Source organism: Pseudomonas sp. JR33AA, from assembly GCF_021378985.1.
GTDB classification, from domain to species: Bacteria; Pseudomonadota; Gammaproteobacteria; order Pseudomonadales; family Pseudomonadaceae; genus Aquipseudomonas; species Aquipseudomonas alloputida.
The window spans coordinates 203,259-217,107 of the sequence record NZ_JAJSAW010000003.1 but is presented as its reverse complement, the minus strand read 5'-3'; the positions used below and the strand labels follow the sequence as shown (position 1 = coordinate 217,107).

The 13,849-nt window shown below is 61.9% G+C and carries 15 protein-coding genes and 2 tRNA genes; 10 read left to right on the top strand and 7 right to left on the bottom strand.

Annotated elements, in window-relative coordinates; translation table 11 throughout:
• Positions 1-17: 17 nt before the first annotated feature.
• Together sstT and nhaR are read right to left on the bottom strand one after the other, a co-directional pair.
• Positions 18-1,229, bottom strand: coding sequence for a serine/threonine transporter SstT (sstT, locus tag LVS58_RS07225; RefSeq protein ID WP_233690466.1), 1,212 nt, complete (start codon positions 1,227-1,229; stop codon positions 18-20).
• Between the two features lie 97 nt (positions 1,230-1,326).
• The gene (gene nhaR, locus LVS58_RS07220) at positions 1,327-2,220 is read right to left on the bottom strand and encodes a transcriptional activator NhaR (protein WP_233690465.1); all 894 of its coding nucleotides are present in this window, start codon (positions 2,218-2,220) and stop codon (positions 1,327-1,329) included.
• A 132-nt stretch (positions 2,221-2,352) separates the two neighbouring features.
• Here nhaR and LVS58_RS07215 point away from each other — a divergent pair, with 132 nt between their 5' ends.
• Together LVS58_RS07215 and LVS58_RS07210 are read left to right on the top strand one after the other, a co-directional pair.
• A complete protein-coding gene (locus LVS58_RS07215) occupies positions 2,353-2,592 on the top strand; it encodes a hypothetical protein (protein WP_233690464.1) in 240 nt (79 codons plus the stop codon).
• 28 nt (positions 2,593-2,620) lie between these two features.
• Positions 2,621-3,373 (top strand): TerC family protein, encoded by a 753-nt coding sequence (locus tag LVS58_RS07210; RefSeq protein ID WP_003250551.1) that lies wholly within the window; start codon positions 2,621-2,623, stop codon positions 3,371-3,373.
• A gap of 116 nt (positions 3,374-3,489) precedes the next feature.
• On the opposite strand, the gene LVS58_RS07205 is transcribed toward LVS58_RS07210, so the two are convergent.
• Complete coding sequence (locus LVS58_RS07205; protein ID WP_012052896.1) at positions 3,490-3,663, bottom strand: hypothetical protein; 174 nt, start codon at positions 3,661-3,663, stop codon at positions 3,490-3,492.
• A 166-nt stretch (positions 3,664-3,829) separates the two neighbouring features.
• Between LVS58_RS07205 and LVS58_RS07200 the strand changes: the two genes are divergently transcribed.
• Positions 3,830-4,564 carry a peptidase C39 family protein gene (locus tag LVS58_RS07200; protein ID WP_233690463.1) on the top strand — a complete coding sequence of 245 codons (735 nt, stop codon included), beginning with the start codon at positions 3,830-3,832 and terminating at the stop codon, positions 4,562-4,564.
• 111 nt (positions 4,565-4,675) lie between these two features.
• On the opposite strand, the gene LVS58_RS07195 is transcribed toward LVS58_RS07200, so the two are convergent.
• Complete coding sequence (locus LVS58_RS07195) at positions 4,676-5,959, bottom strand: NAD(P)/FAD-dependent oxidoreductase (protein WP_003250557.1); 1,284 nt, start codon at positions 5,957-5,959, stop codon at positions 4,676-4,678.
• A 203-nt stretch (positions 5,960-6,162) separates the two neighbouring features.
• On the opposite strand from LVS58_RS07195, the gene LVS58_RS07190 reads away from it, so the two are divergent.
• From LVS58_RS07190 to LVS58_RS07175, 4 genes are all read left to right on the top strand, one after another.
• A tRNA-Val gene (locus tag LVS58_RS07190) sits at positions 6,163-6,239 on the top strand.
• 172 nt (positions 6,240-6,411) lie between these two features.
• Positions 6,412-6,488: transfer RNA gene (locus LVS58_RS07185), tRNA-Val, on the top strand.
• A 131-nt stretch (positions 6,489-6,619) separates the two neighbouring features.
• The gene (locus LVS58_RS07180; RefSeq protein WP_233690462.1) at positions 6,620-7,189 is read left to right on the top strand and encodes an SPOR domain-containing protein; all 570 of its coding nucleotides are present in this window, start codon (positions 6,620-6,622) and stop codon (positions 7,187-7,189) included.
• Positions 7,190-7,283: 94 nt separating this feature from the next.
• Entirely contained in the window at positions 7,284-7,709 is a 426-nt protein-coding gene (locus LVS58_RS07175) for a GTP pyrophosphokinase (RefSeq protein WP_233690461.1), read from the top strand.
• Between the two features lie 3 nt (positions 7,710-7,712).
• Here the strand turns inward: LVS58_RS07175 and LVS58_RS07170 are convergent, their stop codons facing one another.
• The 3 genes from LVS58_RS07170 to LVS58_RS07160 all read right to left on the bottom strand — a co-directional run bounded on the left by LVS58_RS07170 (position 7,713) and on the right by LVS58_RS07160 (position 9,954).
• On the bottom strand, positions 7,713-8,405 hold the full coding sequence (locus LVS58_RS07170) for an endonuclease (RefSeq protein WP_233690460.1): 693 nt from the start codon (positions 8,403-8,405) through the stop codon (positions 7,713-7,715).
• A 6-nt stretch (positions 8,406-8,411) separates the two neighbouring features.
• A complete protein-coding gene (locus LVS58_RS07165) occupies positions 8,412-8,654 on the bottom strand; it encodes a DUF1654 domain-containing protein (protein WP_004574330.1) in 243 nt (80 codons plus the stop codon).
• 211 nt (positions 8,655-8,865) lie between these two features.
• On the bottom strand, positions 8,866-9,954 hold the full coding sequence (locus LVS58_RS07160) for an asparaginase (RefSeq protein WP_003250634.1): 1,089 nt from the start codon (positions 9,952-9,954) through the stop codon (positions 8,866-8,868).
• 368 nt (positions 9,955-10,322) lie between these two features.
• On the opposite strand from LVS58_RS07160, the gene LVS58_RS07155 reads away from it, so the two are divergent.
• From LVS58_RS07155 to LVS58_RS07145, 3 genes are read left to right on the top strand one after another with little or no spacing between them, the layout of a single operon-like run.
• The gene (locus LVS58_RS07155; RefSeq protein ID WP_233690459.1) at positions 10,323-11,282 is read left to right on the top strand and encodes a sugar ABC transporter substrate-binding protein; all 960 of its coding nucleotides are present in this window, start codon (positions 10,323-10,325) and stop codon (positions 11,280-11,282) included.
• Positions 11,283-11,302: 20 nt separating this feature from the next.
• Complete coding sequence (locus LVS58_RS07150; protein ID WP_233690612.1) at positions 11,303-12,856, top strand: sugar ABC transporter ATP-binding protein; 1,554 nt, start codon at positions 11,303-11,305, stop codon at positions 12,854-12,856.
• Positions 12,853-13,848 (top strand): ABC transporter permease, encoded by a 996-nt coding sequence (locus tag LVS58_RS07145; RefSeq protein WP_233690458.1) that lies wholly within the window; start codon positions 12,853-12,855, stop codon positions 13,846-13,848. The genes LVS58_RS07150 and LVS58_RS07145 overlap by 4 nt, the downstream gene beginning before the upstream one ends.
• Position 13,849 lies beyond the last annotated feature (1 nt).

The following is a 13,849-nucleotide window of genomic DNA, read 5'->3' as shown; positions in this document are numbered from 1 at the left end:
AAGCGGCCCCGGCCCTCTTAGCCGTTGCGCTGCTCTTGGGCCTGACACGCCGCCGCGGTGAACAGCACATCGGTCGAAGAATTCAGCGCCGTTTCGGCCGAATCCTGCAACACACCGATGATGAAGCCCACCGCAACCACCTGCATGGCAATTTCGCTTGGGATGCCAAACAGGCTGCACGCCAGCGGAATCAGCAGCAGCGACCCCCCGGCCACGCCCGAGGCGCCGCACGCGCACACTGCCGCTACGACGCTGAGCAGCACGGCAGTCGGCAGGTCCACCTGGATACCCAGGGTATGCACTGCGGCCAGCGTCAGCACTGTAATGGTGATCGCCGCACCGGCCATGTTGATGGTCGCGCCCAGCGGGATCGACACCGAGTAAGTGTCTTCATGCAGGCCAAGGCGTTCCGACAACGCCAGGTTCACCGGTATGTTGGCGGCCGAGCTGCGGGTGAAGAACGCGGTAATGCCGCTTTCACGCAGGCACAGCAGCGTCAGCGGGTAGGGGTTGCGACGGATCTTCCAGAACACGATCAGCGGGTTCATCACCAGCGCCACGAACAGCATGCAGCCGATCAGTACCGCCAGCAGGTGCAGGTAGCCAAGCAGCGCGTCCAGGCCCGACTGGGCCAGGGTGGAACTGACCAGGCCAAAGATGCCCAGCGGGGCGAAGCGGATGACCACGCGTACGATCAGGGTTACACCCGTGGACAGGTCTTCGACCACGGTACGGGTGGTTTCGCCAGCGTGGCGCAGGGCCACGCCCAAGCCGATGGCCCACGTCAGCACGCCGATGAAGTTGGCGTTTAGCAGGGCATTGACCGGGTTGTCTACCGCGCTCAGCAGCAGGTTCTGCAGCACTTCGGTGATGCCGCCTGGCGCGCTCAGCGCGGCCTCGCTGGTGCTTAGTGCCAGGTGCGACGGGAACAGCATGCTGGCAACCACGGCCACCCCTGCGGCGGCAAAGGTGCCTAGCAGGTACAGCCAGAGGATCGGGCGAATGTGGGTTTCCTGGCCGTGACGATGGTTGGCGACCGAAGCCATGACCAGGATGAACACCAGCACGGGCGCAACTGCCTTGAGGGCGCTGACAAACACCTTGCCAAGAAAGGCCAGGTCGCGGGCGATGGCAGGTGCCAGCAGGGCGAGGGCGATGCCGGCGAGCAGGCCGATGACAATCTGAGTCACCAGGCTGGTGCGGTTGAGGAAGCGGAGGAAAGGGGTCATGTGCAGCGGTATCTCGGAATCTGGAAAGGGCGGACTTTACCATAGAGCACCCGGTGAGCACGGCGCGCCTTGCTGGTAGTCAATCAGGCCAGCATGGCTACCAGTGAAACAACTCCCGCCGCGCCCCCTCGGTAATCGCCACGATCCCTGGGTGCTTGACCTTGCGCTCCACCGAAATGGCATAGAACGACTCGTGCACGGCCTCGGTCTGCCCGATCAGTTGCACGCCATACTGACGGCACACCTCCTCGGCGATTACGCTGGGAGCGACGAAAATGCCGCTGCCCGACTGCCCGAACGCTTGCATCAAGGCACTGTCATCGAACTCCCCCACGATCCGTGGCTGCACCCGCTGCTCGCCCAGCCACCGCAGTAGGCGGCTGCGTACCACGGTTTCCTGGCCGGGAACAAGCAGCGGAGCATCCTGCAGGCAAGCTGGAAAAGGACCGTCCAGCCGTTGTACCAGCGCCGGGGTGGCGAAGAAGCTCAGCCCGCACTCGCCCAGCTTTTGGCTGTAGCACTTGATGTCCAGGTGGTGAGGCATGGGGCTGTCGGAAATCACCAGGTCCAGACGCTGGATAGCCAGGTCTGCCAGTAACCGCTCAAGTTTGTCTTCGCGGCAGTTGATGCGCAGCACCTCCTCCAGGTCCATGGTCGGTGCCAGCAGGCGGTAGACAATGGATTTGGGCACTACGTCAGCCACCCCCACACGGAACAGGATCTGCTCCTGAGGGCCGGCACGCAGCATGGCCTCAAGCTCGCTGCCGATCTGAAACATCTGTTCTGCATACACCAGGGCCTGACGGCCGGTTTCTGTCAGTTCCAGCTGCCGGCCGGCGCGCTGGAACAGTTCCAGGCCGTAGGTTTGCTCGAACAGGGTGATCTGCCCGCTGATGGTTTGCGGTGTGAGGTTCAGCTGTTGGCTGGCGCGGGCGATGCTGCCCGTCTTGGCCACGGCCCAGAAGTAATGCAGCTGGCGATAGTTAAGCACCGTCGGTCGTTCCGATTCGTAAAAACCGAAGTATAAGCCATGAAAATACGAATTTTCCTGAACTATTGCCGTCTCTAGAATGCACGGCTATCAGGCGCCTTGCGCCGCCGGGTTATTTCAAGCGAGGACACCATGCTGCAACTCAAATCCATCGGCACCCCGTTGGTGCTGGCTTTGGCCCTGTTCACCCTTGCAGGCTGCGACCAGGCCGAGAAATCCGCCCAGCAGATGCTCGATCAGGCCGCGCAGTCGGCCAAGCAGGCCATCGACGACACCAACAAGGCTGCCCAGCAGGCGCTGAGCGATGCCATCGGCAGCGAAGGGCAGAAGCCCAAGGGTGCCGAGAAGAAAGAAGAAACCCAGGAAATCTGACCCCAACCGCTGCTGCAGGATTTGAACGATGGAATATTTGCTGGAACTCGCCGCTAGCCCTACCGCCTGGGTTGCCCTGGCTACGCTGGTGGCCATGGAAGTTGTACTGGGCATCGACAACTTGATCTTCATCTCGATCCTGACCAACAAACTGCCGGTGGAGTACCGCTCCAAGGCGCGGCGTATCGGTATCAGCATGGCTTTGGTCATGCGGCTGGCCCTGCTCAGCACCGTGGCCTGGATCGTCCAATTGACCGACCCGGTGTTCGAGGTGTTCGGCAACGCCTTCTCGTGGAAGGATGTGATCCTGATTGCCGGTGGTCTGTTCCTGCTGTGGAAGGCGACCAAGGAAATTCACGAAAACGTCGACCCGCACGGCGCCAAGGAGGAAGCCAAAGTCTCCTCCACGGTCACCCTGGGTTTTGCTGCGGCGATCTTCCAGATCCTGCTGCTGGACATCGTCTTCTCGGTTGACAGCATCATCACCGCCGTGGGCATGACCGAGCACCTGCCCATCATGATTATCGCCGTTATCACTGCTGTGATCGTGATGATGGTGGCCGCCGACCCGCTGGCCAATTTTATCAACGACAACCCGACCGTGGTCATGCTGGCGCTGGGCTTCCTCATCATGATCGGCATGACGCTGATCGCCGAAGGCTTTGGCGCCCATGTACCCAAGGGGTATGTGTATGCGGCCATGGCGTTCTCGACGGCTATCGAGGTTCTCAACATCCTGGCCCGCCGAGCACGTTTGAAGCGTGAGGCGGCTGAAGGTTGATGTAAAAAAGGGGCGTTTCGCGCCCCTCTCCAAAACAGGCCCGCTCACAGGTACCTCGCATTGCGAATGTCTGTGCAGCGGGCTTGTCAATGAGTCGGCTTCGGGAAATCCAGAGGTCAGCTCACCCCGGCATGCCGCCGCGCCCGTCTTACTGGCTGTGGCTTGGCGGGTGCCTGCGGTGGCAGGTGGTGTGCATGACGCCGCACTATACGCAGTACACCCCACAGCATGGCGGCTGCGACGCTCAGCCACATGCCTACCAGCATGAGAATTGCCATGGTCAGGCTCATCTGTGCCTCCCTCTCTGCGGCAAGCGCTTGATTGCCCCGCGTTTACCTTCCAGACACTGCTTTAGTCTAGCCCTTCGTCTGTGACGTTCCATCGAACAATGGTCTATCTCTGGGGCCGATTCGCTCCAAGGCGCTGTCGGACTATACCCGCGCCGCTGTCGGACCTATGATCGGTCGCCAGAGCCGGGCGCTGCCTGCCTGGCGTTGGAACAAGCGAGTGTCCATGGAGCAACATTCCTTCAAGGCTGCCCCCCGGCGGCTACTGGCTGCCTGTCTGCTGGCTGCCACCCTCGCTGGCTGCGCCAGCGCACCGCCCGGCAACCTCAAGGGCCTGCCGCAGCGAGTCGAGATCAGCAGCGTGCCGTTCTACCGTGGCAACGCCAACCACAGCGGTGCCATGGCGCTGGCGGCAGTGCTGTCGCAGCAGGGGGCGCCTATTACGCCAGGCTTGCTGGATAAGCCGCTCAACCTGCCTCAGGGCGCCGAAACGCTGGATACCGCTATACCCCGTGTGGCGCGGGACTACGGTAGGGTGGTGTACCCGCTGGACAAGCAACTGGACGCGCTGCTGACCCAGGTGGCGGCGGGCAACCCGGTGCTGCTGCGTTACGAGGAAGGTTCGGCCTGGTGGAGCGAGCCGCGCTATGCGGTGTTGATGGGTTATGACCGTTACAAGCAGCGGGTGCTGCTGCGCTCGGGCATGCACCGGCGGCAGGTGATGGCATTCGATGAATTTGCATCGGCGTGGGAGAAGCAGGGGAGTTGGGCTGTGCTGGTGCAGCCACCTCGGCAGCTGCCGGCCCAGGTTGATCGCCAGCGCTGGTTGCACGCTGCGGATGAATTGGCCAAGGCGGGGCAAGAGATTGCGGCGAAGCAGGCGGTCAATAGCCTGAACGAATAGCGTTGCCTGTGCCGGCCTCTTCGCCGGCAAGCCCGCGTCCACAGGGTTTGTGCGCATTGCACAGTTCGTGTGGGCGCAGGTTTGCCGGCGAAGAGGCCAGGCCTGCCTGAATCAGAAGCCCAGGCGGTCGCGCAGGCTGTAATACCAGGCACCGATGGCGCTGAAGGGAACGCGCAGCATCTGGCCACCCGGGAACGGGTAGTGCGGCAGGCCGGCAAAGGCGTCGAAACGCTCTGCCTGGCCACGCAGGGCCTCGGCCAGGACCTTGCCCGCCAGGTGGGTATAGGTCACGCCGTGGCCCGAGCAACCCTGCGAGTAGTAGATGTTGTCGCCGATCCGGCCGACCTGTGGCAGGCGCGACAAGGTGAGCAGGAAGTTACCGGTCCAGGCGTAGTCGATCTTCACGTTCTTCAGCTGCGGGAAAGCCTTGAGCATTTTCGGGCGGATGATCGCCTCGATGTTGGCCGGGTCACGCGCGCCGTACACCACGCCGCCGCCGAAAATCAGGCGCTTGTCGCTGGTCAGGCGGTAGTAGTCGAGCAGGTAGTTGCAGTCCTCGACGCAGTAGTCCTGCGGCAGCAGGGTGCGTGCCAGTTCTTCGCCCAGTGGCTCGGTGGTGATCACCTGCGTGCCGCATGGCATGGACTTGGCGGCCAGCTCGGGTACCAGGTTGCCCAGGTAGGCGTTGCCGGCAACGATGATGAACTTGGCGCGGACCTTGCCCTGCGGGGTATGCACGACCGGGTTGGCACCACGTTCGATGCGCACGGCCGGGGTTTGTTCATAGATGATGCCACCCAGCGACTCGACTGCGGCAGCTTCACCCAGGGCCAGGTTCAGCGGGTGGATGTGGCCGCCGCTCATGTCGAGCATGCCGCCGATGTAGCTGTCGCAGGCAACCACTTCGCGGATGCGCTTCTGATCCATCAGCTCCAGCTGATTATGGCCAAAGCGTTCCCACAGGCGCTTTTGCGATTCCAGGTGGCCCATCTGCTTGCTGGTAAGGGCGGCGAATACGCCACCATCTTTCAGGTCGCACTGAATGTTGTACTTGGCCACGCGCTCACGAATGATGCGCCCGCCCTCGAAGGCCATGTGGCCCAGCAGTTGTGCCTGCTTGGGGCCGACGGTGCGTTCGATGACATCAATGTCGCGGCTGTAGCTGTTGACGATCTGGCCGCCGTTGCGGCCCGATGCGCCGAAGCCGACCTTGGCCGCTTCGACGATGCTCACCTTGAAGCCGTTCTCCAGCAGGAACAGGGCGCTGGACAGGCCGGTGTAGCCGGCACCGATGATGCACACATCGGTTTCCACCTCACCCTGCAGCGCCGGACGTGGCGGCACCGGGTTGGCCGAGGCGGCGTAGTAGGACTGGGGGTAGGGGGTGTTAGCCATGCTGCAGGAACCTCGTGTTTTATATTTTTAACGAATGTACCGATGCTATCAATAATAATAAACACCCGCTAGTCGTCTGGTGAAAATCCTTTACGGGCGCCCCCTCAGTCAGCCTCTCTATAAAGAGTTTAAGATTCAGTAGGTTAGCGCGAAAAAAAGTGTTGACAGGGTTTTTGTAATGCGTAAAATGCGCATCACACGACAGGCACATAGCTCAGTTGGTTAGAGCACCACCTTGACATGGTGGGGGTCGTTGGTTCGAGTCCAATTGTGCCTACCAAATCGAAAAAGGGGTGATCCGAAAGGGTCACCCCTTTTTTCATTGTGGATTGCCGTGCGTGCGGGAAAACCGCGGTATGGACGCAATGCGCTTTCATTCGAAAGGTTTTGATTTTTCTCAAAAAAAAGCTTTACAGGTACGCATCGGGTCACTAATATGCGCACCACACGACAGGCACATAGCTCAGTTGGTTAGAGCACCACCTTGACATGGTGGGGGTCGTTGGTTCGAGTCCAATTGTGCCTACCAAATCGAAAAAGGGCGATCAGAAATGATCGCCCTTTTTGCATTTGTGCCCGAAGCAGCGTGTAACGTTTGGTCGCGGTTCGGGCCTACCCCGGCGTGCTAGAATTCGCCCCTTCGAATCTGGAGGTACACGCGTGCGCAAACTGGCTGTGGTAATGGCAGTGCTCGCCCTGGCGGGCTGTGAGAACGAGGTCGAAGGCGTGCACAAGCAGGTGGCCGAACACCTGCATAACCCCAAGACCGCCAAGTTCGGCAACGTGCGGATCGACACCCAGGGCACCATCTGCGGTCAGGTCCGCGGCAAGGACGATGCCGGGCAGTACGAAGCCTACCGCAGCTATGTGGCGATCAAGCGCGATGGCCAGTACGACATCATCGTTGACGATACCGGCAACAATCTGCGTATCCGTGAGCTCTGCGGCGGAGCCGACCTGCAGCGGCGTGCCGAGGCGCTGGCAGACCAACCGGCGCCTCAGGGTTGGGACGTGGAAGTGGTGCAGGGCGCCAACATGGGCGCGCTCAGCGACATGACGGCGCGCCTGATCGAAAAAGGCATCCCGTCTTCGGTGGAGTACCGTGACGGCAAGCCGGTGGTACTGCTGGGGCCGTTCCCCACCCGCGAAGAAGCGCAAGCGCGCAGGGATGAAGTGATGGCCAAGCTGGGTACCGATTCGGTGGTCATTCAGCACGGTGTAGCACGCTAAGCCTGTGCAGGCGCCGCAGCTCAGGCATGTGTCGGGCGCTGTTCACACAAGTTTGGCTATGCTTGGGTTGGGGATGCCAAACGGGGAGGGCCTAATGTCTACACTGGAGCGGGCCATTGCCGTGGCCGCCAGGGCGCATGAAGGGCAATTCGATAAGGGTGGGGCGGCTTATATCCTCCACCCCTTACGCGTGATGATGCGGGTTTCCACACCTGAGCAGCGGATTGTGGCGGTGCTTCACGATGTGATCGAAGACACCCCGCTGACCCTGTCCGACCTGGCGCGTGAGGGCTTCGCGCTGAAAATCCTGGCGGCGTTGCTGGCGCTTAGCCGCCGCGAGGGCGAGCCTTACCAGGATTTTGTGGTGCGGCTGGGCGACGACCCGTTGGCGCGCACCGTCAAGCTGGCCGATCTGGCCGACAACAGCGACCTCTCGCGCATCCCTTGCCCGGGCCCAGCCGACCTGGCGCGGTTGGCCCGTTACCGGCAAGCCAGCGCCTATCTACAAGCGCTGGCCTGAGGATCAACCGCACGCCTTGAGGTTGACCGGCCCCACGAACGCGTTTCCCCGCCCCATCACGCAGGCGACCTGCTGGTTGCGTTGCTGATCCCAGGCCTGCGGTGGGTAGGTCTTGTTCCAGGCTTCGAACAGCTGGCGGTCCTGTTTGGACAGGCGCAGGTTGTACTGCTTGCTCATATAGAAATAGGTGCGGGCGATCATGCCGCGGATCGAGGGACGCGGCATCACCTTCTTGGCCTTGAAGTCGATTTGGGTCAGGCAGCGGCCATACTGGCCGCGTTGTTCTGGTAGCCAGCCGAAACTGAAGTTGCTGCGGTCGCCGTTGACCTCGCCGATGCTTGGCACCAGGTTATGCAGGTCGGCTTCGGCGCGTTTGTACACTTCGTCATGCTGCGAGCACTGCTTGCGCCCGCCGCTCTGCCAGCACTGACGCTGATGGCCAATCTGCCAGGCGGGTACGATGTGCTCCCACTCGATGCGCGACGCGCGCTGGGCATTCTTGCGTGGGGCATAGCCGCAGGACGCCAGGTCGACCTTGTTGCCCTTGTACTTACAGCCGCAATAGAACTCGGTCGATTGCGGCGCATAGAGTTTCCAGGCGACCTTCTTGGCCTCCTGGAAGGTGCGCGGGGCGTCGGCTTGTACAAGCGGAGTGGTCAGTAACAGGCAAGCTGCTGCGAAAAGCGAAACTCTCATGCGCAGTCAATCTTCCTTCGGTACGGTCCAGAAAATCTGCACACCGCCATCGTCACGATGGGCAAGGGTGACGTTGTCGTTTTCTGCGATTTCCTGAAGCAAGGTCTCCCAGTCATCCGGGCTTTCCTGTTCCAGACGGAAGATCAGCGCCGCACGGCTGCGCTGGGCGGTGGGGCTGTTGATGATCTTCTGGATGCGGACACCCAGCTGTTCATAGCTGCTCGGGGTGGCGGAGGCGGTGCTGGACACAGGCGTTTCCTTGTTTTGCTGTATGTGCGTACAGTATTTCACTGTAAGTGAATGCGCAACAGCTTGTCAGGTAAATCCAGCGTAGGCCTGTGAGCCATGAGGTCGGTCAGAAAGGTCAAGATGTTGCCGGTTTGCACCCTCAGTGTCTGTGTAGTTGGGGAGAGGGCAGTGAAGCCCTCAGAGCCGGCACGCCGGCCCTGAGGGGGAGCACTCAGTACTCCCAGAAGATCCGCTGCAGCTCTTTGCTGTCTTGGGTCTTGGTCATTGCTACCATCGCCAGGATCCGCGCTTTCTGCGGGTTCAGGTCATGAGCCACGACCCAGTCGTTCTTGTCATCCGGCTGTTCGGCGTTGCGCAGTACGAAACCACCCTGGTTCACATGCGACGAGCGGATGATCTGCACGCCGTTCTTGCGCAGTTCTTGCAGCGCCGGGACTACCCGCGACGATACCGAACCGTTGCCGGTACCGGCATGGATCAGCGCCTTGGCGCCGTTCTGTGCCAGCGCCTTGTAGGCGGTGTCGGTGACGTTGCCATAGCCATAGGCAATGTCCACCTGCGGCAGGCTGCTGATCTGCTTGATATCGAACTCGGAATTGACCGTATGGCGCTTGGCCGGCAGGCGGAACCAGTACGATTTGCCTTCCACCACCATACCCATCGGGCCCCAGGCGCTCTTGAAGGCTTCGGTCTTGATGTTGACTGCCTTGCTCACATCGCGGCCGGACTGGATCTCGTCGTTCATGGTCACCAGCACGCCCTTGCCACGCGACTGCTTGTCGCTGGCTACCGCCACGGCGTTGTACAGGTTGAGCATGCCGTCGGCGGACATGGCGGTGCCCGGGCGCATCGAGCCGACCACCACGATCGGCTTGTCGGTCTTCTCTACCAGGTTGAGGAAGTAGGCGGTTTCTTCGAGGGTATCGGTGCCGTGGGTGATGACGATACCGTCGACGTCCTTGCTTTCGGCCAGCTCGGCGACGCGCTTGCCCAGCTTCAGCAGGTCGTCATTGCTGATGCTCTCGGAGGCGATCTGCATCACTTGCTCGCCGCGTACGTTGGCGATGTCGGCCAGTTCCGGCACGCCGGCGATGAGCTTGTCGACGCCCAGCTTGGCAGCCTGGTAAGTGGCGCTGTTGGCTGCGCTGGCACCGGCGCCGGCAATGGTGCCGCCGGTGGCGAGAATGACCACGTTGGCCAACTTCTGTTGGGTTTCGGCTTCTTTGGCAGAGGCGCTGGAGGGCAGGATCAGCAGCAGGGCGAGTGCGCTGGGGGCGAAGGTTTTGAGTGCGGCATTCATCGTTATTGTTCTCGCTTCCTAGTGAGATAGTTATTGAGTCGCGCAGGGCTATAGGCATTTTTCGTACCAACGCACCACGCGCTGCCTGGGTTGGAGCGGCCTTGCGTTGCAAGGGGCCGCGTAGCAGCCCAGGCAATGTGTGGTTGGTTCAGCGAACCGTGCCTGCAAAAGGCGGCATTGCATTCGTAATTCCGAACAAAAAAAGGAAAAGGTGTTCGGTTTTTCGGAAAAGGCTGCATAATCGGCCCCTGCAGCGCATTGGCCTCCGACAGCCAAACGGATTTGACAAACAACGGCCCTGTTACCATAGTTGGTCAACGCAAACGTTTGCGATCCGATAAAAAACACAAGATTCGGAGTCATCGTTTATGAAGCTGCCGTTTCCCGGTCGTCTGCTGGCCCTCGCTGTCATTTCCTCGTTTAGCCTCGCCTTGCCATTGTCTGCCGCCCACGCTGAAGACAAACCCAAGGTCGCCCTTGTCATGAAGTCGTTGGCCAACGAGTTCTTCCGCACCATGGAAGACGGCGCCAAGGACTACCAGAAAACCCACGCCGACGAGTTCGAGCTGATCGCCAACGGCATCAAGAACGAAACCGACACGGGCGAACAGATCCGCATTGTCGAGCAGATGGTCAATGCCGGCGCAAAGGCACTGGTGATTGCACCGGCTGACTCGAAAGCACTTGTGTCGGCGGTGAAGAAGGCCATGGACCAGGGCGTGGTGGTGATCAACATCGACAACCGTCTGGACCCTGACCTGCTCAAGAGCAAAGGCATCAGCGTTCCCTTCGTTGGCCCCGACAACCGCAAGGGCGCGCGCCTTGTTGGCGATTACCTGGCCAGCCAGAAGCTCAAGGCCGGCGACCAGGTAGGCATTATCGAAGGCGTGCCGACCACCACCAATGCCCAGCAGCGCACCGCCGGCTTCAAGGACGCCATGGACGCCGCGCAGATGAAAATCGTCTCGGTACAAAGCGGCAATTGGGAGATCGACAAAGGCAACGCCGTCGCCGCCTCCATGCTCAACGAATACCCCGACCTGAAGGCCTTGCTGGCTGGCAACGACAGCATGGCCCTGGGCGCTGTGTCCGCCGTGCGTGCCGCTGGCAAGGCCGGCCAGGTGCAGGTGGTGGGCTACGACAACATCAATGCCATCAAGCCAATGCTTGAAGACGGTCGCGTGCTTGCCACGCTCGACCAGGCGGCCAGCCAGCAGGCGGTGTACGGCATTCAGGCGGCGCTGAAAATGGTCAAGGGTGAAAAGCCTGATGTGGATGCCGACAACGTCATCCAGACGCCGGTCGAACTCATTACCAAGAAGCCCTGATGCTGCCAGGAGAATCGGCCATGCCTGCACCGGCCAGTGAAGTGGTGCTCGCCGCCAGCGGCCTGGGCAAGACCTACGCCCAGCCCGTACTCGGCGAGGTCGGCCTGAACCTGCGCGCCGGCGAAGTGCTGGCCCTGACCGGCGAGAACGGCGCGGGCAAGAGTACGTTGTCCAAGCTCATCAGCGGTCTTGAGGTGCCCACCACCGGGCACATGACCTACCGCGGCCAAGCCTACGCGCCCGGCAGCCGCAGCGAGGCCGAACGCCTTGGTGTGCGCATGGTCATGCAGGAGCTTAACCTGCTGCCGACACTGACCGTGGCGGAAAACCTGTTTCTGGACAGCCTGCCCAGCCGCTTCGGCTGGATCAGCCACAAGCGCTTGCGCCAGTTGGCCACGGCCGCCATGGCTCGGGTCGGGCTCGACGCCATCGACCCGGACACACCGGTCGGCGAACTGGGCATTGGCCATCAGCAGATGGTCGAGATTGCCCGCAACCTGATCGGTGACTGCCATGTGCTGATCCTGGACGAGCCCACTGCCATGCTCACTGCGCGCGAGGTGGAGTTGCTGTTCACCCAGATCGAGCGCCTGCGCGCGCGTGGCGTGGCTATCGTTTATATCTCGCATCGCCTGGAAGAGTTGCAGCGCGTCGCCCAGCGCATCGTTGTACTGCGCGATGGCAGGCTGGTGTGCGACGAACCGATCCAGCGCTACAGCAGCGCCGAACTGGTCAACCTGATGGTCGGTCGCGAGCTGGGCGAGCATATCGACCTGGGCCGGCGGCAGATTGGCGCACCGCTGCTCAAGGTCGACAAACTGTGCCGCGGCGACAAGGTGCGCGAGGTGTCATTCGAGGTCAGGGCAGGGGAGATCTTTGGCATCTCCGGTCTGATCGGCGCCGGCCGTACCGAGCTGCTGCGCCTTATCTACGGTGCCGATCGCGCCGACAGCGGCGGTATCGCGCTCGGTCAACCGCCGCAGGCGGTCAGCATCGACTCGCCCAAGGCTGCAGTGCGTGCCGGTATCGCGCTGATAACCGAAGACCGAAAAGGCGAGGGCCTGCTGTTGACGCAGTCGATCAGCGCCAACATTGCGTTGGGCAATCTGGGCGCGGTATCACGCGCCGGCGTGCTCGATGCCGAAGCGGAAAAGGCCTTGGCCGAACGCCAGATCCAGGCCATGCGCATTCGCAGTGCTGGCGCGCAGCAGGTGGTGGGCGAGCTGTCTGGCGGTAACCAGCAGAAGGTGGTGATCGGCCGCTGGCTGGAGCGCGATTGCCAGGTGCTGCTGTTCGACGAACCCACGCGTGGCATCGATGTTGGCGCCAAGTTCGACATTTATGGCCTGCTGGCCGAGCTGGCGCGCCGGGGCAAGGCCTTGGTGGTGGTGTCCAGTGACCTGCGCGAACTGATGCTGATTTGCGACCGCATCGCCGTGCTGTCCGCCGGCCGTCTGATCGACACCTTCGCGCGTGATCATTGGAGCCAGGACCAGTTGCTTGCCGCCGCCTTCGCCGGTTATCAGAAACGTGACGCGCTGCTGCATGATGCAGCCCCCAGGATGGATGCATGAAAACCACCCCCCTCAACAACCAGGAAGCCGCCCCCGTGCGCCGCAGCGGTACGTACTTTGGCCTGGGCACCTACCTGGGCCTGGCTGGCGCCTTGCTGGCGATGATTGTGCTGTTCTCGTTCCTCAGCAGTCACTTCTGGTCGTACGGCACCTTCAGCACGCTGGCCAACCAGATCCCAGACCTGATGGTGCTGGCGGTGGGCATGACCTTTGTGCTGATCATCGGCGGCATCGACCTGTCGGTGGGCTCGGTGCTGGCGCTGGCCGCCTCGACGGTTAGCGTGGCGATACTTGGCTGGGGCTGGGGCGTGCTGCCCGCGGCGCTGCTGGGCATGGCTGTGGCCGCCCTGGCCGGCAGCATCACCGGTGGCGTTACCGTGGCCTGGCGCATCCCGTCGTTCATCGTTTCGCTTGGTGTGCTGGAGATGGCCCGTGGCCTGGCCTACCAGTTCACCGATTCGCGCACCGCCTATATCGGCGACGCCTATGCCTGGTTCTCCAACCCGGTCGCCTTTGGTGTTTCACCAGCGTTCATCATCGCCTTGCTGGTGATCGTGCTCGCCCAGTTGGTGCTGACGCGTACGGTGTTCGGTCGTTACCTGATCGGTATCGGTACCAACGAAGAGGCCGTGCGCCTGGCCGGAATCGATCCGCGCCCCTACAAAGTGCTGGTCTTCGCCCTGATGGGGCTGCTCGCCGGCCTGGCCGCGCTGTTCCAGATCTCGCGGCTGGAAGCCGCCGACCCCAACGCCGGGTCTGGCCTGGAGCTGCAGGTCATTGCCGCTGTCGTGATCGGCGGCACCAGCCTGATGGGCGGGCGTGGCTCGGTCATCAGCACCTTCTTTGGCGTACTGATCATTTCCGTATTGGCCGCCGGGCTGGCGCAGATCGGCGCCAGCGAGCCGACCAAACGCATCATCACCGGGGCGGTGATCGTCATCGCCGTTGTGCTCGACACTTACCGTAGCCGGCGCGCAGGCCGGCGGAACTGAC

Excerpts from the sequence above, each read along its gene's own strand:
- sstT (WP_233690466.1), bottom strand. The coding sequence starts at position 1,229 with ATGACCCCTTTCCTCCGCTTCCTCAACCGCACCAGCCTGGTGACTCAG.
- LVS58_RS07210 (WP_003250551.1), top strand. The coding sequence starts at position 2,621 with ATGGAATATTTGCTGGAACTCGCCGCTAGCCCTACCGCCTGGGTTGCC.
- LVS58_RS07215 (WP_233690464.1), top strand. The coding sequence starts at position 2,353 with ATGCTGCAACTCAAATCCATCGGCACCCCGTTGGTGCTGGCTTTGGCC.
- LVS58_RS07205 (WP_012052896.1), bottom strand. The coding sequence starts at position 3,663 with ATGAGCCTGACCATGGCAATTCTCATGCTGGTAGGCATGTGGCTGAGC.
- LVS58_RS07200 (WP_233690463.1), top strand. The coding sequence starts at position 3,830 with ATGATCGGTCGCCAGAGCCGGGCGCTGCCTGCCTGGCGTTGGAACAAG.
- LVS58_RS07150 (WP_233690612.1), top strand. The coding sequence starts at position 11,303 with ATGCCTGCACCGGCCAGTGAAGTGGTGCTCGCCGCCAGCGGCCTGGGC.
- LVS58_RS07195 (WP_003250557.1), bottom strand. The coding sequence starts at position 5,959 with ATGGCTAACACCCCCTACCCCCAGTCCTACTACGCCGCCTCGGCCAAC.
- LVS58_RS07155 (WP_233690459.1), top strand. The coding sequence starts at position 10,323 with ATGAAGCTGCCGTTTCCCGGTCGTCTGCTGGCCCTCGCTGTCATTTCC.
- LVS58_RS07170 (WP_233690460.1), bottom strand. The coding sequence starts at position 8,405 with ATGAGAGTTTCGCTTTTCGCAGCAGCTTGCCTGTTACTGACCACTCCG.
- LVS58_RS07145 (WP_233690458.1), top strand. The coding sequence starts at position 12,853 with ATGAAAACCACCCCCCTCAACAACCAGGAAGCCGCCCCCGTGCGCCGC.
- LVS58_RS07175 (WP_233690461.1), top strand. The coding sequence starts at position 7,284 with ATGTCTACACTGGAGCGGGCCATTGCCGTGGCCGCCAGGGCGCATGAA.
- LVS58_RS07160 (WP_003250634.1), bottom strand. The coding sequence starts at position 9,954 with ATGAATGCCGCACTCAAAACCTTCGCCCCCAGCGCACTCGCCCTGCTG.